This window comes from Nonomuraea sp. NPDC003707, from assembly GCF_053587055.1.
Genome location: NZ_JBSFNK010000032.1, coordinates 91,179 through 107,157, shown reverse-complemented (window position 1 = coordinate 107,157; position 15,979 = coordinate 91,179). Strand labels below are relative to the sequence as shown.

At 71.1% G+C, this 15,979-nt stretch carries 13 protein-coding genes; 7 read left to right on the top strand and 6 right to left on the bottom strand.

The genetic code is table 11. The features are described from left to right. Position 1 precedes the first annotated feature (1 nt). On the bottom strand, positions 2-1,024 hold the full coding sequence (locus ACWDRB_RS50910; RefSeq protein WP_449907358.1) for a BMP family ABC transporter substrate-binding protein: 1,023 nt from the start codon (positions 1,022-1,024) through the stop codon (positions 2-4). Positions 1,025-1,121: 97 nt separating this feature from the next. Between ACWDRB_RS50910 and ACWDRB_RS50905 the strand changes: the two genes are divergently transcribed. Further along, the gene (locus ACWDRB_RS50905) at positions 1,122-1,880 is read left to right on the top strand and encodes an ATP-binding cassette domain-containing protein (RefSeq protein ID WP_449907355.1); all 759 of its coding nucleotides are present in this window, start codon (positions 1,122-1,124) and stop codon (positions 1,878-1,880) included. Then, the gene (locus ACWDRB_RS50900) at positions 1,766-2,245 is read left to right on the top strand and encodes an ABC transporter permease (RefSeq protein WP_449907352.1); all 480 of its coding nucleotides are present in this window, start codon (positions 1,766-1,768) and stop codon (positions 2,243-2,245) included. Before ACWDRB_RS50905 ends, ACWDRB_RS50900 begins: the two co-directional genes overlap by 115 nt. Before the next feature lie 31 nt (positions 2,246-2,276). On the opposite strand, the gene ACWDRB_RS50895 is transcribed toward ACWDRB_RS50900, so the two are convergent. After that, positions 2,277-3,068 (bottom strand): SDR family NAD(P)-dependent oxidoreductase, encoded by a 792-nt coding sequence (locus ACWDRB_RS50895; protein ID WP_449907349.1) that lies wholly within the window; start codon positions 3,066-3,068, stop codon positions 2,277-2,279. An 87-nt stretch (positions 3,069-3,155) separates the two neighbouring features. Between ACWDRB_RS50895 and ACWDRB_RS50890 the strand changes: the two genes are divergently transcribed. The 5 genes from ACWDRB_RS50890 to ACWDRB_RS50870 all read left to right on the top strand — a co-directional run bounded on the left by ACWDRB_RS50890 (position 3,156) and on the right by ACWDRB_RS50870 (position 10,770). Further along, positions 3,156-3,764, top strand: coding sequence for a TetR family transcriptional regulator (locus ACWDRB_RS50890; protein WP_350742781.1), 609 nt, complete (start codon positions 3,156-3,158; stop codon positions 3,762-3,764). Positions 3,765-3,898: 134 nt separating this feature from the next. Further along, complete coding sequence (locus ACWDRB_RS50885; protein ID WP_449907346.1) at positions 3,899-4,771, top strand: hypothetical protein; 873 nt, start codon at positions 3,899-3,901, stop codon at positions 4,769-4,771. Further along, the gene (locus ACWDRB_RS50880; RefSeq protein ID WP_449907343.1) at positions 4,765-7,470 is read left to right on the top strand and encodes an outer membrane protein assembly factor BamB family protein; all 2,706 of its coding nucleotides are present in this window, start codon (positions 4,765-4,767) and stop codon (positions 7,468-7,470) included. The genes ACWDRB_RS50885 and ACWDRB_RS50880 overlap by 7 nt, the downstream gene beginning before the upstream one ends. A gap of 191 nt (positions 7,471-7,661) precedes the next feature. Further along, positions 7,662-9,836 carry a fibronectin type III domain-containing protein gene (locus ACWDRB_RS50875; RefSeq protein WP_449907340.1) on the top strand — a complete coding sequence of 725 codons (2,175 nt, stop codon included), beginning with the start codon at positions 7,662-7,664 and terminating at the stop codon, positions 9,834-9,836. A gap of 328 nt (positions 9,837-10,164) precedes the next feature. Further along, positions 10,165-10,770, top strand: a complete 606-nt coding sequence (locus ACWDRB_RS50870) for a hypothetical protein (RefSeq protein ID WP_449907337.1) — start codon at positions 10,165-10,167, stop codon at positions 10,768-10,770. On the opposite strand, the gene ACWDRB_RS50865 is transcribed toward ACWDRB_RS50870, so the two are convergent. Genes ACWDRB_RS50865 through ACWDRB_RS50850 form a run of 4 tightly spaced genes read right to left on the bottom strand, consistent with a single transcriptional unit; the run spans position 10,763 to position 15,957 of the window. Continuing rightward, positions 10,763-11,620, bottom strand: coding sequence for a carbohydrate ABC transporter permease (locus tag ACWDRB_RS50865; RefSeq protein ID WP_397367955.1), 858 nt, complete (start codon positions 11,618-11,620; stop codon positions 10,763-10,765). The two genes, ACWDRB_RS50870 and ACWDRB_RS50865, sit on opposite strands and share 8 nt — an antisense overlap. After that, the gene (locus tag ACWDRB_RS50860) at positions 11,617-12,531 is read right to left on the bottom strand and encodes a carbohydrate ABC transporter permease (RefSeq protein ID WP_350742797.1); all 915 of its coding nucleotides are present in this window, start codon (positions 12,529-12,531) and stop codon (positions 11,617-11,619) included. Before ACWDRB_RS50860 ends, ACWDRB_RS50865 begins: the two co-directional genes overlap by 4 nt. A 1-nt stretch (position 12,532) precedes the next feature. Beyond that, the gene (locus ACWDRB_RS50855) at positions 12,533-13,852 is read right to left on the bottom strand and encodes an ABC transporter substrate-binding protein (protein WP_397367956.1); all 1,320 of its coding nucleotides are present in this window, start codon (positions 13,850-13,852) and stop codon (positions 12,533-12,535) included. Positions 13,853-13,863: 11 nt separating this feature from the next. Further along, a complete protein-coding gene (locus tag ACWDRB_RS50850) occupies positions 13,864-15,957 on the bottom strand; it encodes a glycoside hydrolase family 36 protein (RefSeq protein ID WP_449907333.1) in 2,094 nt (697 codons plus the stop codon). Positions 15,958-15,979 lie beyond the last annotated feature (22 nt).

The following is a 15,979-nucleotide window of genomic DNA, read 5'->3' as shown; positions in this document are numbered from 1 at the left end:
CCTAGCCCGCCAGCGGGTCGGCGACCGTGACGCGGCCGGCCACGACGTCGTCACGCACCTGCTTGACCTTGGCGACGACCTCGGGACTGGCGGCGACGGTGCACTTGGAGCCGGCCAGATCGCCCAGCGCGTTCACGCCGACGCCGCCCTCCTTGAGGCCGTACACCTTCACGCCGCCCGCCCTGCCGGCCACGATGTCCTTGATGGCCGCGCCCTCGGCCACGTCCACGTGCTTGAGCACGTTGTCGATGATCGTGCCGGGGCTCTGCGCGCACTGGTCGACATCCACGCCGAACGACTTGGCGCCGGCCGCCGCAGCGGCCTCGAACACGCCCTGATTGCCGCCCGAGGCGGCGGCGGCCACGACGTCGGCGCCCTGGCCGGTGAGTGACTGCGCCTGGGACTTGGCCCGGGCGGGGTCGCTGAACGGGTTGTTGCCGCCGACGTACAGCGGAGTGCCGGTGGCGGCGGGGTTCACCGACTTGGCGCCCACGAAGAACGGGTCGATCCACCGGTGCACGAACGGCGAGTCCAGCGCCGCCACCACGCCCAGCTTGCCGCTCTTGGACAGCAGCCCCGCCTCCACGCCCGCCAGGTAGGCCGCCTCGTGCTCCTTGAACGACACGCACGTGAGGTTGGGCGCCTGCTGCTTGGCGCACGAGTCCACCTGGAGGAACTGCTGTCCCGGCTGCTGCTTCGGCACGGTCGAGAACAGGTCGTCGAAGGAGAAGCTGACCCCGACGATCATCGTCGGCTTCGCCCGGACGGCCGCGTCGAGGTTCTGGGCCATGCTGGTCGGGTCCTTGCTCTCGTACAGCTTGAACGTGGCGCCGCTCTCCTTCGCCGCGGCCTCCGCGCCCTTGACGCTGAGCTGGAGGAAGCTGTTCGTCCCCACCGGGTTGGGCGTGATCAGGATGACGGACTTGGCGGAGGACGAGGTGGCGGCGGGCTGCTGACCCGAGCCGCAGGCCGTGAGCGCGAGCGTCGCGGCGGTCAGTACGGCCAACGTGGAGGTGGTGCGCATGGCGCAGAGCATATTCACCGTTTTCCTACCTGAACAACCTGGATGACCCTTGACGGTCCATTATTCCTACCTAAATAGTATGAATATGCATGATGGCATGTCACCGGCGGGTGTCGGGCTCCGGGGCGTCGGCCGGACGTTCGGCAGCGGTCAAACCGTGCTGCGCGACGTCGACCTTAACGTCCTGCCCGGCGAGATCGTGGCCATCTTTGGCCCGTCCGGGTGCGGGAAGTCCACCCTGCTCAGGCTGGTGGCCGGGCTCGACACGCCGACGGCGGGCCGGGTCCTGGTGGACGGCCGGGCCGCCACTGGCGTGGACGAGCGGTGCGCGGTGGTCTTCCAGGAGCCGCGGCTGCTGCCCTGGCGCGACCTGGCCGGGAACGTGGCTCTGGGCCTGCCTAAGGGCACGGACCGGGCGAGCGGCCGCGAGATCGTCCGCCACTGGCTGGACGTCGTCGGCCTCGAGGGCTTCCACCGGCACCGGCCCCGCCAGGTCTCCGGCGGCATGGCCCAGCGGGCGGCCGAGGCCAAACTGTCGCCCGAGGTCGCCACCCTGGTCCTCAAGGAGCGCACCAAGGTCGACGTCAGCCCGGTCCCGGGGGCCGAGCAGCGCGCGGTGCTCGAACGCATCCTGCCGACGCTCGTGCAGGAGAGCCAGGTCCGTTCGGAGGCGGAGGCGAAGGCGGCGCGGCCGGCCTGGCGCTGGGGGCGGCCGTCGGCCTGTACGCGCCGGTCAGAGCCGTGCTGGCACCCAGCATCGCGGCCCTGCGGGCCGTCCCGTCGCTGGCCTGGGTCCCCCTCCTGGTGCTCTGGCTGGGCATCGCGGAGGGCCCGAAGATCGTGCTGGTGGCGATAGGCGCCTTCTTCCCCGTCTACACCACGCTCTCCTCGGCCCTGTCCCACGTGGACCCGCACCTGGTGGAGGCCGGGAAGGCGTACGGGCTGCGCGGCGTGGCCCTCCTCACCCGGATTCAGTTGCCGTCGGCGGCCCCCGCGGTGGTGGCGGGCCTGCGGCTGGGCCTGGCCCAAGGCTGGCTCTTCCTGGTGGCGGCGGAGCTGATCGCGTCCTCGATGGGCCTGGGGTTCCTGCTGATCGACAGCCAGAACACGGGCCGTACGGACATCCTCCTGCTGTCCATCCTCCTCCTCGCCCTCCTCGGCAAGACCGCCGACGCGCTGCTCAGCTTGGCCGAACGCCGCCTGCCGGGCGGGCACGGGTGAGCGGCGCCCGGGCCGCTCACCCCCGGTCGGCTCAGGCCAGGCTCTGCCCGCCGTCCACGGTGATCACCTGGCCGGTGACGTAGTTGTTGGCCATCACGAACAGGGCCGACGCGGCGGCCTCCTCGGCGGTGCCGAAGCGGCCGAGCGGGGAGCCCTCTCCGGCCTTGGCGACCGCGGCGTCGCCGTCGAGCCCGGACAGCGTGCGCAGCAGCGGGGTGTCGAAGGTGCCGTAGCGGATGGCGTTCACCCGGAGCCGCTTCGGCGCGAGCTCGACGGCGAGTGCCTTGGTGAAGGTCTCGACGGCGCCGACGGCCGCCAGCGGGCCGGTCATCCCGGGGATCGGGCGGACGACGTACGTGCCCGAGGTGAAGGTGATCGAACCGCCCGCCGGCAGCCGGGTCGCCGCGAGCCGGGCGGCGACGACCGCCCCCCAGAGCCGGGAGTCCAGGGCCGAGCGGAGGTCGTCGTGGGAGAGCTCGGTCACCGGGCCCGCGCCACTCAGGCCGCCGGCCGTCACGAGCACGTGGTCGACGTGTCCGGCCCGCTCGAAGATCTGCGCCAGCGCGTCCTCGTCCGACCCGTCCGCGGAAATGCCGAGCACTGAGTCCGCCGGGCCGTCCGCCGGGGCCGCGTCGCGTACCCGGTCCACGGCGGCGGCCAGCCTGGCCTGGTCGCGGCCGACCAGCACGACCCGGGCGCCCACCCCACCCAGCAGCACACCGGCGGACAGGCCGATGCCCGAGGTGCCGCCGATGAGGACGACGGTGGAGCCGGCCAGGCCGGTGGGGAGCGGCGAGCGGACCGGTACGGGAGCTATGGACATGATGTCTCCTCAGCAATAAACCATCTGGTTGGTTTAGATCGAAGCGGATGTCGCGCGGAAAGTCAACTGGATGGTTTAATTCAGTTCATGAGCTACGACGCGGAGGCCACCCGACAGCGGATCTTCCAGTCCGCCACCGCCGAGTTCGCCGCGCACGGCCTGGCCGGCGCCCGGGTCGAGCGCATCGCCGCCGCCGCCAAGGCCAACAAGCAGGCGATCTACCTGTACTTCGGGGGCAAGGAGAAGCTGTTCGGCGCCGTGGTGCAGGCCAAGGTCGACGAGGTCTGCCACGCGGACACCCTCGATCCCGGTGCGGTGGCCGACTCCGTGGGGCAGCTGTTCGACTGGTACCAGGACCACCCGGACCTGATCAGGCTGCTGCTGTGGGAGGCCCTGGAGAGCGGCCCGGGTCCCGTCCAGGGCGAGGACGAACGGCGCGCGGCGTACCGGGACAACGTACGCGACCTCGTGGACGCCGGCGTCGGCGCCGGACTGGACGGGCCCGAGCGCACCTGCGCCGCCCAGGACTGGATGTTCACCGTGCTCGGGCTGGTCGCCTGGAACTTCGCCGTCCCCCAGCTGTGCCGCCTTGTCCTCGACGAGCAGGACGACAAGGCGGCCCTGGCCCGGCGCCGCGAGAGCGTGGTGTCGGCCGTCCGCACCCTCGCCGAGAGCCGCCCGCCTCTCGGCCGTTGACGAAGGCGAGCGGGCGAGCCCCGTCCGTGCCATAGGAAATTCGTCGACAGCCCAACGCCACAGCCGTCGCAGCCGTATAGGTAGACAGTAAGGGGAGAGTCAGCCGCCGTTCGCCGGGCACAGGGGGACGCCTCATGGCCAAAGCGCGCCGCAAAAGGCGTGCGAAATCCGCCGGAGCCGACGAGGCTCCCGCCTCTCGACCGGAGGAGGCCGGGGCCGGGCGGTGGAAGGCCGCGCGGACGTGGGTGGCGGGCATTCTCAGCGCCGGGCTCATCGCGGCGATCGGCGTCGTGTTCACCGCCTGGTTCAACGCCCGCGGACCCGACACGGTGGACCGGATCAGCGGAGCGCCCCTGATCAAGGTCGGCCACGTGGCCGTCGACCACTCCGCGCAGGACACCGCCCTGAGGATGCCGGTGACCGACCCCGGAGAACGAGCGGCCCTGCTGGGCAACACCTCAGGTTCGGGCCGTGACACGATCATGGCGGGCCATCGCCGGGCCCCGCTCGAACAGGCGAACGTCACCGTCGTCCTCATCGGCAACCGCAGCAGCGTACGCATCGTCGACATCGAGCCGCGGGTCCTCGACCGCGAGCCGGTGTCGGACGGCGCGCTGCTGGTCTACACCCCCGCCGGCGAGGCCGACACCATCGAGCTCTCCGCCGACCTCGACGAGCCGGCTCCCCGGTTCTCCAGCGCAGAGGACGCTTCGTATTTCCGGAAGAAGCAGATAGACCTGAAACGGGATGAGCCGGTCACCCTCTCCCTGTCGATCAAGGGCACGGCGGCGTATTACGAGTTCGATCTCCTGGTCACCGTGCTGGCGGAGGACCGGACCGAGCAGGTGACGATCGAGGGGCCGGGGAAGAGCCCGTTCCGGGTGACCGGCATCGCCGACGCCTACAGCGCCTACTACGCCGTCTCCTCGCTCGGCGGCTGGCAGCCGATCTCGCGCGGCCAGGCGTGCGCGATCGAGCGTAAGATCCAAAAGATCAAGGGGTGCTGACCGTGCTCGGGCGGCGCGCGGGGGTGATCCTGCTCGTGGTGGTCCTGGCGGCCTGCTCGTCCGCGGACGCTGCGCGGCTCTCGCTCGTACCCGTCGAGTGGCACGTGGCGTGGTCGGCGCCCGCGGACGCCGGCACCGGCGAGCCGCCCTTCGAGACTCCGCGCTACGCCGTGTCCGAACGCGCGGTCGCCATGGCGACACTCCAGGGCACCGTACGGATCCACGATCCGCGTACAGGTGAGCTCCGGCGCACCGTCCCCGCAGGCCCGGCTCCCGCCGCGCCCGTCACCGGCGTGTGGATCGCGGCGGACACGCTGGTCGTGTCGCGAGGAACGCCCGACGTCGCCGCCCATGCCCTGACCGGCCTGGACCTGGCCACGGGCGCCACGCTGTGGCGGCGCACGATCGCCGTCTCCACTCACAGGCCCCCGGCGATCGGCGCCGGCGTGTACCGGGGCCCGCGGATCATGGTGACCGAGCGCGGCATCGTGGTGTTCGAGCGGCCTGCCGAACCCTTCGACCTCCAGGCCCTCGATCTCCGGACCGGCGCGACCACGGTGCGGGCGACGTACCCGCGAGGCTGCGACCTTCGAGGCGCCGCGACCGCCCGATCGGTGATGCTGCTCAGCTATTGCGCGAGCAGCCAGGTGCGGCTCGCCTCGATGGATCCGCGCACGCTCCGGCCCGGCTGGGCGCGCCTGCTGTCGTCGCTCGCCTCGCCGCCGGGTGGAGGCCCGCCGATGACCCTCACGGCCAATGCGGATGGATATGTCCACGCCTCGGTGGGGGAGGAGGACTTCTTCTACGGTCCGGAAGGCCGCCCGGCGTCCACCGCCTCGAAAGCCGCGCGGGTCATGAACCCGACCCGCTGGAGCGCGCCCCTGTTCGCCGGCTCGTACCCCGTGACGGCCGGCAACGGCGCGCTCCTCCTGCACAACGGATGGCCGTTGCCCGCGTACCTGACCTCCCTGGACCCCGCCACCGGACGGCTCGGCGCACTGCCGCTCGACCTGCCCGCGCGGTCGGTGTTCCTCGTCGGGGCGATCCGGGACCTGGCTTTCGTGTACGGTGACGGCCGCCTCACCGCGTACAAGCTGCGCTACGGGCTTTCCCATGGGTCCGCCCGGTTCGGCGGCGTCCCGGCGAGCGCCTGGCCGGACGCCTGCGCCCTGCTGGCCGGCCGTGACCTGTCCGTCCTCGCGGACGGCTACCGCGCGGTGCCCGGACAGGACGATCCGGCGCTGCCGAAACCGGCGACATGCGACTGGATACCGCCCACGGACGACGGCGCCGTCGTCTCGCTCTCCGTGGAATGGGTGTCCCCGTCGAGCGCGGCCGCGCGAAAGCTGTTCACCGCCGAGGTGGACGCCGTCAAGGGGGCCGATGCCGTCGACCTCGCCACCCAGCGCCCGGACTTCCTCTCCTACACCGTGGCCAGGACGAACGGACTCCACGGCGCGACGATCGTCAACGCGGGCCCCGTCATCGTCCGGCTGAGCTCCGCCTCACGACAGGCCGTGCGGCTCCTCTCCCCGTTGCTGCGGGACAATCTGCTCGCCCGCTACCGGCCGGGCGCCCGCGCTCCCGGCCCCGTCCGCGAGCGCGGCTGGATCCATCCGACCGACGCGGCCGTCCACGCCGAGCCGGTGGTGGCCGGCGGGGTCGTCTACGCCACGAGCGGCGACGGCACGGTCTCCGCGCTGGACGCCGCCACCGGCGGGCTGCGGTGGAGCTTCCGGACAGGCGGCCCCGTTCAGTTCGATCACGTGGTGATGGACGGCACCGTCTTCGTCGCGAACACGTCGGGCAGGCTGATGGCGCTGGACGCCGCCACCGGCCGCCCGAGGTGGAGCCGCAGGCTCAACGTGGCCGGCGACCTGGTGGGCGCGGCGGGCCGCCTCTACGTCTGGACCAGGAGCCGCGCCTGGTCCGCGAACGCCGAGGTCGTGGCGCTCGACGCCGCCTCCGGCAAGCGGGCGTGGGCCTTCCGGCCGGAGGGCGACGTCCTCAACCCCGACCCTGTGCTGGCCGGCGACGTCGTCCACGTCGGCGACGACCACGGCACGGTGTACGCGCTGGACGCCGCCTCGGGAGCGCGGAAATGGCGTTTCCGGGCCGGCGGAGCACGAGACCACACCTATCTTGCGCGAGCCGACGGGGTCGTCTACGCCGCGAGCACCGACGGCGAGGTGCACGCCCTGGAAGCCGCCTCCGGGAAGGCCCGGTGGAGCTCGGAGGTCGCCGGTTCCGTCGACTTCCGCCCCGTGGCGGCCGGCGGGGCCGTGTGCCTCGGCGGCAGGGACGGCACGACGTACGCGCTGGACGCCGCCTCCGGCACGCGGCTGTGGCACTTCCGGACCGAAGGCGACAAACCCGGCTACCGATGGGATGCCGCCGTGGCCTCCGGACTCGTGTACGCCACAGGCGCCGACAGCGCGCTGCACGCGCTCGACGCCGCCACCGGCGCGTCGCGATGGTCGTTCCCGCTGGGCAAGGGCCGCCCGGCGGGCCCGGTCGCGGCAGGCGGGACCATTCACATCGGGGACGGCGCGGGAACGTTGCACGCGCTCGACCCCGCCACCGGCACGGTGCGCCGGAGTTTCCCGACCGGGAGCCCCATCGAGACCAGACCGGTCGTGGCAGGCGGCTTCGTGTACGTCGGCGGCTCGAACGGCGATATCTCGAAACTTTCGGGATAGCGGGCTTTATGGGGACAGAGGTGCCCTATGCATCGCCCGATCTCCGAAAGTTTCGACATTCGTGCTGATATATTCCCAGCTCACAATCACGACAGAAAATTGATCTTTGAAATATTTCTGTCTTATATTGACATGTTTCATAGGGATTCCCAGACTGATCGCCAACACTCCACCCGGAAGGGAGAGCCCTGGTGATCACCAGCTTGGCCCGCTCCAAGATCCGTACGAGGGTCGTCGCGCTGACGGCGGCAGCGGCGCTGTCGATCGCCGGAGCGGTGACGGTAGCGCCCCCCGAGGCCGTCGCGGCGGCCGGAGTCGAGGACGAGGGTGCCGACTGCACGGTGACCAGCCTGCCCGACGCAGGCTCCTTACCCACCAACTCCAAGCTTCCCGACCCCTTCAAGAAGCTGGACGGTACGCGCATCTCCGCCAGGTCCGACTGGCGGTGCCGACGCCAGGAGATCAAGAAGCTGGCGGAGAAATTCGTCTACGGCGAGAAGCCGGGAAAGCCGGCGAGCGTCACCGGAACGGTTTCGAGGACCGGCATCACCGTGAACGTGAACCACAACGGCAAGAGCTCGAGTTTCTCGGCGAGCGTCGATCTGCCGAGTGACTCCGGACCTTTCCCGGCCGTCGTCGTCGTGGGCGGATTCGGCGCGGACACGGCCGCCATCAAAGCGGCCGGCGCCGCCGTCATCAATTACGACCCGTACGCGGTCGGGAAAGAGGGCACGCCACGCAATAACAAGCAAGGCGCGTTCTACAGCGTCTACGGCTCCTCCAGCAGCACGGGGCTGCTGCTCGCCTGGGCCTGGGGCGTGAGCCGGATCATCGACGTCATCGAACAGTCGGGCGGCGGCATTCTCAAAGCGGATGCGACCGGCGTCACGGGATGCTCGCGCTTCGGAAAGGGCGCTTTCGTGATCGGCGCGTTCGATCAGCGTATCGCCTTGACCATGCCGATCGAGTCGGGCAGCGCCGGCGTTCCCATCTTCCGCGGAATTCCCGGGGAGGGCGCCCAGAGCCTGAGCAGCGCCTACGGAGAGCAGCCGTGGCTGGGCGACGCGTTCGGCTCCTTCACGAGCAGCCCGGCCAGGCTGCCGGTGGACACGCATGAAATGGTGGCCATGGTCGCGCCGCGCGGACTGTTCATCATGGACAATCCGCACATCACCAATCTCGGACCCAAGTCCGCCAGCGTGGCGGCGTTGGGCGGGGCGGAGGTCTACAAGGCGCTCGGCGCGGGAGACAACATCACGTACTGGTCCGACATCCAGGACGGCAACCACTGCGCCAACAGGGCGGAATGGCGGACCCCGCTCCAGCAGAACATCCAGAAGTTCCTGCTGAAGACGGGCAATGCTCCCGGCGCGATCAGGATCTCGTCCAAGGCGCTCGGCAATCTGGCCGAGTGGAGAGACTGGCAGACTCCCACGCTCGGCGATTCCGGCGACACCACCCCGCCGAGCGCGCCGGGCACCCCGGCCGCGTCCAACGTGACCGCCACCGGCGCCACGCTGACCTGGGCCGCGTCCACCGACCAGGGCGGCTCCGGCCTGGCCGGCTACAACGTCTACCGCGAGCAGGGCACCACCGACCCACAGCTCGGCCAGTCCGCCACCAACTCGATCACCCTCACCGGGCTGACCGCGAACACCCAGTACCAGGTGTACGTGCGGGCACGGGACGGAGCGGGCAACCTGTCCGGCGACTCGCCACCGGTCACGTTCACGACGACGACCGGCGGTGGCGACACCTCGCCGCCGACGGCCCCGGCCGGCCTGGCGGCCTCGGCGACCACGTCCACGGGCACGACCCTGGGCTGGACGGCCTCGACGGACGACACCGGCGTCGCCGGCTACGACATCCTGCGCGCGCCCGGCGCGAGCGGCGGCACGTTCACCCAGGTCGGCACCTCGGCCACGACCTCGTTCGGCGACACGGGCCTGACCCCGAGCACCACCTACCGCTACCAGGTCAGGGCGCGCGACGCCGCGGGCAACACCTCGCCGGTCTCGAACACCGCGCAGGTCACCACCCAGCCCGGCACCTCCACCGGAACGTGCACGGCCGTCCCCACCGTCCAGACCCAGTGGGCCACCGGGTACGTCATCCAGCCCCTGACCATCACCAACACCGGCACCTCGACGATCAACGGATGGACGGTCACCTTCACGCTGCCGGCCGGGCACACGCTGACCGGCTCGTGGAACGGCACCGCCACCGTCAGCGGGCAGACCGTGACCATCAAGAACGTCAGCCACAACGGCACCCTCGCCCCCGGAGCCGCCACCACCAGCGTCGGCTTCCAGGCGACCCGCCCCAACGGCAACACCGCCCTCCCCTCCGGCTACACCTGCGCCTGACCGCCCCGGCTCTCCCGTCGTGCCCGGCCCGCCAATCCCGGGCCGGGCGCGAGGCGAAGGCCGGGTTGATCGGTGGCGGTCGCCCAGCGTCCTGGGCACAGTGGGTCTGTGCCGGAGAACCACTTCGACGAACGGACAGCGCAGACGTACGAAGCCAAATGGCCGGAACTGTTCGATCCGGCCGTCGTCGACCCCGCTGTGAGTTTCCTCGCCGAGCTGGCGGGACCAGGCCCCGCTCTCGAGCTGGGCTCACCGGCGACAGCAGGAGCCACGTGTCGGTCTGGCAGAAGGCGTCGTGACGGGCGGTCCGGACGCTTAGAGTGACGGCATGATCAACGTCTGTTTCGCCGGGGTCACCGGCTGGACGGCGCCGCCGATCGTCGCGGCGATCGACCGGGCCGACGACCTGACGCTGGCCGCCGGGGTGTCGCGGTCCGCGGCGGGGAGGTCCCTGGCGGAGGCGTCCGGCTCCGTGGGCGCCGGGCGGGTGTACGGGTCGGTCGCCGAGGCGCTGGCGGCGGTCCCGGTCGATGTGCTGGTGGACTACACCAGCGCGGCCGCGGTCAAGGACAACGTGTGGACGGCGGTGCGCGCCGGGGTGAACGTGGTCGTCGGCTCCAGCGGCCTGACCGCCGACGACTATGCCGAGCTGGACCGGCTGGCCCGCGAGCACGACGCCGGCGTGATCGCGGCGGGGAACTTCTCCGTGATGGCGACCGTGCTGCGCCGGGCGGCCGCGATGGCCGCCGAGCACCTGGACCACTGGGAGATCATCGACTACGCCGGTGTCACCAAGCCGGACGTGCCCAGCGGCACCGCCCGGGAGCTGGCCGAGACCTTGGCGACGGTCCGCACGCCCGAGCCGGCGGTGCCGCTCGGCGAGCTGCACGGCCCGGTGGAGGCGCGCGGCGCGGCTGACCGGCCCGCTACTTGACGGCGCCGCTGGTGATACCCGAGATGATCTTGCGTTGGGCGACGGCGAAGACCACGACCAGCGGCAGGCTCATCAGGATCACGTACGCGAAGATCAGGTGCCAGTTGTTGAGATAGAGCCCGGCGCTGGCCACGCGGAAGAGGTTGAGGGGCAGCGTGTCCAGGCGTCCGCCGATCACGAAGAAGGCGTAGAAGACGTCGTTCCACACGTACAGGCAGACCAGGATGGTGGCCGTGGCCAGCACCGGGCGCAGCAGCGGCAGCACCACCAGCCAGAACACCCGCATCGGGCTCGCCCCGTCGAGCTGCGCCGCCTCCTCCAGGGAGGTGGGGATGGTACGCACGAAGCCGGTGACGAAGAAGATCACCGTGGACATGTAGATGCCCATGTAGACGCCGATCATCCCGACCGCGCTCCCGGCCAGGCCGAGCTGGCGCAGCAGCAGGACGACGGTCACGACGGCGGGCGGGAGCACGATGCCGCTGATCGCCAGCGCGTACAGGACGGCGTTGAGCCGCGTGGCGCGGCGGGCCAGGATCCAGGCCGCCATCGACCCGAACAGCAGCACCCCGATCACCGAGGGCACGACGACGAGCAGGCTGCCCAGCGACGCCCGCAGGACCTCGCCGTCGCCCCACACCTGCCGCAGGTTCTCCAGCAGGTGCCACTCGGTCGGCAGCGACAGGTCCGGCGTGAGCGCCTCGCCGCGGGACTTGGCCGCCGTGACCAGCACCAGCCACAGCGGGATGCCGATGGACAGCACCACGAGCACGAACGTGACCGCGGGCTGGAGCCGGCGCCACACGGGCGCGTCGCTCACCCCGCGGCGGTCGGGGACGACGGGGGTCACAGGATCTCCTCCCGCTTACGCAGCACGTAGATGACAGGGAAGGCCATGAGGGCCACCAGCAGGAACAGCACCAGGCTCATCGTCGTGGCCTGCGCGAACAGCCCCTGGCCGAAGGTGCGGTAGATGAAGATGTTCAGGATCTCCGTCGTGCGGGCCGGCCCGCCGCCGGTGGTGGCCTGGGCGATGTCGAAGCCGTTCATCGAGCCCAGCAGCGCCGTGGCGACGTTGAACGTGATCGCGGGCGCCAGCAGCGGGAAGCGGACCGCCCAGAACGTACGCCACCGCGACGCCCCGTCGATGTGGGCGGCCTCCACGATGTCCTCCGGGACGGTCTTCAGCCCCGCCAGATAGATGAGCATCGACAGCCCCATCCACTTCCACGCGTGGATCAGCGCGACGACCACGACCGTCCAGGTGGTGTCGCCCAGCCAGGCGTAGTCGATCCCGAGCAGCCGGTTCAGGCCGCCCGTCGGCTTGAGCAGGGCCTGGAAGATGTAGCCGACGGCGAGGGCCGACATCAGCACCGGGATGAGGAAGAACACCCTGGCCACCCGGTTGAGCCAGGTGTCGCGTTCGAGCAGCACGGCCAGGCCGAAGCCGAACGCGTTCTGGAAGAGCGCCACCAGCACCGCGTACACGACCGTGACCCGCAGCGACCGGAACAGCGTGCCGTTGGAGGCCAGGTCGGTGAAGTTGTCCAGCCCGACGGGCCGGATCGCGCTCTTGAAGCCCGACCAGTCGGTGAAGGCGTAGACGAAGTTGAACAGCGTCGGCAGAAAGAAGAACACCAGCAGGATGGCGAACGCCGGAGCCATGAACCACATGGGGTGCGTCCGCCTCCCGACGACCGGGCGTCCGCGGGTCGCGGTCGTGGTGCGGGAGGCGGCCTGCCGCGAGGTGGTGATCAGCACGTCAGAAACCGCTCGCCCCGGCGGCCTTGGCGAGCTGGGCGAACTGATCCTGGGTGGCCGAGGCGACCTTCTCCGGCGTCATGGTCCCGGTGATCATGTCGGCCAGGTTCAGGTACAGGTCCGGGTTGGCCACCGCCAGCGCCTGCATCGACCCGACCGCGGTGGGCAGCGCGGCGTGCACGTCCAGCAGCGCCTGCGGCACGCCCGCCGGGCTGGGCACCGACGGCTCCAGGGAGACGGTGTTGCGGTCGGCGACGAAGTCCTTGTAGCCGGGCCCCATCCAGTACGCCAGCAGCTGCCGCGCCGCGGCCTCGCGCTTGGCGTCCCCGGTCTTGAACGCCACCAGCGCGTTCGACTGGTCGGGGATGAACGTGCCGACGTTCCCCGACGGCGAGATCGGGAAGAAGCCGATCTTCTTGTTCAGCGTGGCGGTGTCGGCCGAGGCCTGCAGCTGCCCGAAGAACGAGTTCACCTGCACGACCATGGCCGCCTTGCCGGCCAGCAGCGCCGCGCCCTGGTCCTCGAACTTCGCGGTCTTGATGTCGGAGTTGAACAGCCCCTCGTCGATCAGCGACTTGTACGTCTTGATCGCCCCCACGACGGCCGGGCTGTTGAACGTCTCCTTGCCCGTGTTGATCCGCTCCCACAGGCCGTCCTTGGCCGCGTCCGCGAGCTGGACCTGCACCCACCACTGGGTCGCCCACTTGTCGCCGGCCATCTCGAAGAACGGCGTGACCCCCTTGGCCTTCAGCGTGCGTCCCAGCTTCACCATCTCGTCGAAGTTCTTCGGCGTGCTGGTGATCTTGTTGGCGGCGAAGACCTCCTTGTTGTAGTAGACGCCCTCGACCGCGGGGCTCGTGATGAGGGCCGCGTACCGGGCGCCGTCCAGGATGCCGGTGATGTCCTTCAGATCCGGCGACAGCTGCGCCAGCCACGGCGCGTCGTTCAGCGGCTGGAGGTTGGCCTTGGCGTTGATCGCGGTCAGCATGGACGCGGTCGGCTGCCAGAACGCCAGGTCGGGCTTGTCGCCGGTGGCGACCTTGGTCTGGATGCCCTGCTCGTACGGGTCCGGGATCGTCACGACCTCGACCGTCGCGCCCGTCGCCTGCTGGAATCCGGCGATGACCGCCTTGGGCACGGTGTTGCTGTTCTGGGCGGCCCAGATCGTCAGCTTGACGCCGTCGAGCTTGGTGGCCGGGTCGGGCCAGGCCGCGGCGGTGGCGGGCGCGGCGGAGGAGGTCTCGACGGAGGGGTCGCTGCACGCGGCGAGGCCGAGCGCGAGCGCCGTCGCGACGGCGGCGGCCGTCCAGGTGGTCTTCATGGTGGTCTCTTTCATGAGGCGGTGCGGATGCGGAGGATCCGGGCGGAGTGGGGCTCGTCGCAGCAGGGGGTGAGCGTCAACACGCCGGTGCCGGGCTGCCAGTCGCGAGCCCAGTCCGGCAGGTGCCGCGGGTAGATCACGTCGATCTCGACCGCGCGGCCCGCCAAATGTGGCAGGTCCAGCCGTACGGGCTTCGCCCCGTCGCGTCGCCATACGCCAAGGTATGTGACGTCAGCCGTCTGCAAACCCAGGGCGAGGTGGCGGTCGCTCCAGCGCGGCAGCCCCAGCGGCCACACGGGCGTCGCGCGGGCCAGGTCCGCGCGGATCTCCTTGTGGACGCGTACGGCGTCGCGGACCGAGTCGAGCTGGGCGGGGCTCATCCCGTCCAGGTGGCCGGACAGGTAGAGCCGCCCCAGCATGCCGGTGCACAGCGCGAAGGCGATCTCCTCGTCCGACATGTCGGGCTGCGGGTAGGCCCAGCTCGCCGACTGCTCGGGCAGCACGGACATCGGCGCCGACACCGCGATCGGCGGGTAGAGGCGGAAGTCCTGCTGGTCGCTGGTGGACTGCAGGTGCAGCCGGGACAGCATGGCGTAGTCCATGCGCATGGCGCCCGACGCGCAGTTCTCCAGGGTGAGCCCCGGATGGCGCGCCAGGACGCCGTCCAGCCAGGCCAGGTGGGCCCGGTTGCAGGCCAGCAGCCCGTCCCCGGCGCTGTCGGCGTCCAGGTCGGTGCCCGCGCCTGGGTCGATGTTGTAGTCGAGCTTGAAATAGCCGACGCCGAGCTCCTCCACCAGCCGGTCCACCACCTGGTCCAGGTGCGCGATCGCGCGGGGATGGCGCAGGTCGAGGTGGTAGCGGCCGTGCTCGACCAGGCGCACGCCGCCACGCTGCAGGAACGCCTCGGCGGGCAGCTTGTCGGCCATGGGGCTGCGGACGCCGATCACCTCGGGTTCGAGCCACAGCCCCGGCACCATGCCGTGCTCCCTGATGCGGCCGAGGACCTCCTCGATGCCGCGCGGGAAGCGCGTCTGCGACGGCTGCCATTCGCCGACGCTGTCCCACCAGGTGCCGCCGTCGTCGTACCAGCCCGCGTCCACGCAGAACGTCTCGGCCCCGGCCGAGGCGGCGGCGTCGATCAGCGGCAGGAGCTTGGCCGTGGTCGGGTCGCCCGACAGCGTGTTCATGTAGTCGTTGAACACCACCGGCAGCCGCTCCCGGTCGGGGTGCGGCCGGACGATCATCCGCCGGTGCGCGGTGAGCGCCGCGGCCGCCCCTTCCAGGCCCGTGCCGGACACCGCCACCGACACCGGCACCGTGGTGAACGACTCGCCGGGTCGGAGCAGGTGCTGCCACTGGTGGTCGATGTCGGTCGGGCCGAGCAGCGCGACGTACGGGTCGTCGAGCCGCTCGCCGACCTCCCAGCGCCAGGCGCCGTTGTGCTCGATCTGCCACAGCCACGCCTGTCCGCCGGCGCGGTCGATCAGGCCGCCGGTGGGCAGATGGGAGCCGGTCGACCAGGTGCCGGTGCTGACGACCGCGAGCCGCCCGCGGCCGTCCTGTCCGTGGCCGCCCAGGCGGAGATCGGGTACGGCCTGCCCGCGCAGGGCCTCGCGGACCCAGCGGCTCTCGCCCAGCCATTCGCTGTCGGCCCGTACCACGTCCAGGTCGTCCACCGCCCCCGCGAAGGCGGCGGCGAACGACGTGACGCCCAGCAGCAGCCGGGGGTGCTGGCCGCGGTTGGTCACCCGCGTCCAGACCTGGAACGCGCTGACGCCCTCAGCCGAGCGCAGGAACACCTCGGCGCTCAGCCCGCTCCGCGCGTCGTGCAGGTCGAGCTGCAGCACGTGCCACGCCCCCTCCCTGCGCTGTTCGCAGCCCCGGTAGGCCAGGCGCAGGCCGACGGCCGTCCGGGAGAAGCGGTGCGAGGCCCGCGCCCGGCCCTCCTCCGGGACCAGCAGCTCCACCAGCGGCTGCGTCGCCCTGGGCAGGTGCGCCGTGGCGGCGTCGCCACCGGACAGCGACCGGACGCCGACCGGGCCGTCGGGTGAGACGTCGAGCACGACCCGCAGGCTCGGGTGGCCCCAGACGACGCTGGTGTTCATGGATCTCCTCTGCTGCTTCTTA

What these genes read in the sequence shown, in the direction of transcription:
- ACWDRB_RS50885 (WP_449907346.1), top strand. Translation starts at nt 3,899, where the DNA reads ATGGCCAAAGCGCGCCGCAAAAGGCGTGCGAAATCCGCCGGAGCCGAC.
- ACWDRB_RS50870 (WP_449907337.1), top strand. Translation starts at nt 10,165, where the DNA reads ATGATCAACGTCTGTTTCGCCGGGGTCACCGGCTGGACGGCGCCGCCG.
- ACWDRB_RS50850 (WP_449907333.1), bottom strand. Translation starts at nt 15,957, where the DNA reads ATGAACACCAGCGTCGTCTGGGGCCACCCGAGCCTGCGGGTCGTGCTC.
- ACWDRB_RS50895 (WP_449907349.1), bottom strand. Translation starts at nt 3,068, where the DNA reads ATGTCCATAGCTCCCGTACCGGTCCGCTCGCCGCTCCCCACCGGCCTG.
- ACWDRB_RS50855 (WP_397367956.1), bottom strand. Translation starts at nt 13,852, where the DNA reads ATGAAGACCACCTGGACGGCCGCCGCCGTCGCGACGGCGCTCGCGCTC.
- ACWDRB_RS50890 (WP_350742781.1), top strand. Translation starts at nt 3,156, where the DNA reads ATGAGCTACGACGCGGAGGCCACCCGACAGCGGATCTTCCAGTCCGCC.
- ACWDRB_RS50905 (WP_449907355.1), top strand. Translation starts at nt 1,122, where the DNA reads ATGTCACCGGCGGGTGTCGGGCTCCGGGGCGTCGGCCGGACGTTCGGC.
- ACWDRB_RS50910 (WP_449907358.1), bottom strand. Translation starts at nt 1,024, where the DNA reads ATGCGCACCACCTCCACGTTGGCCGTACTGACCGCCGCGACGCTCGCG.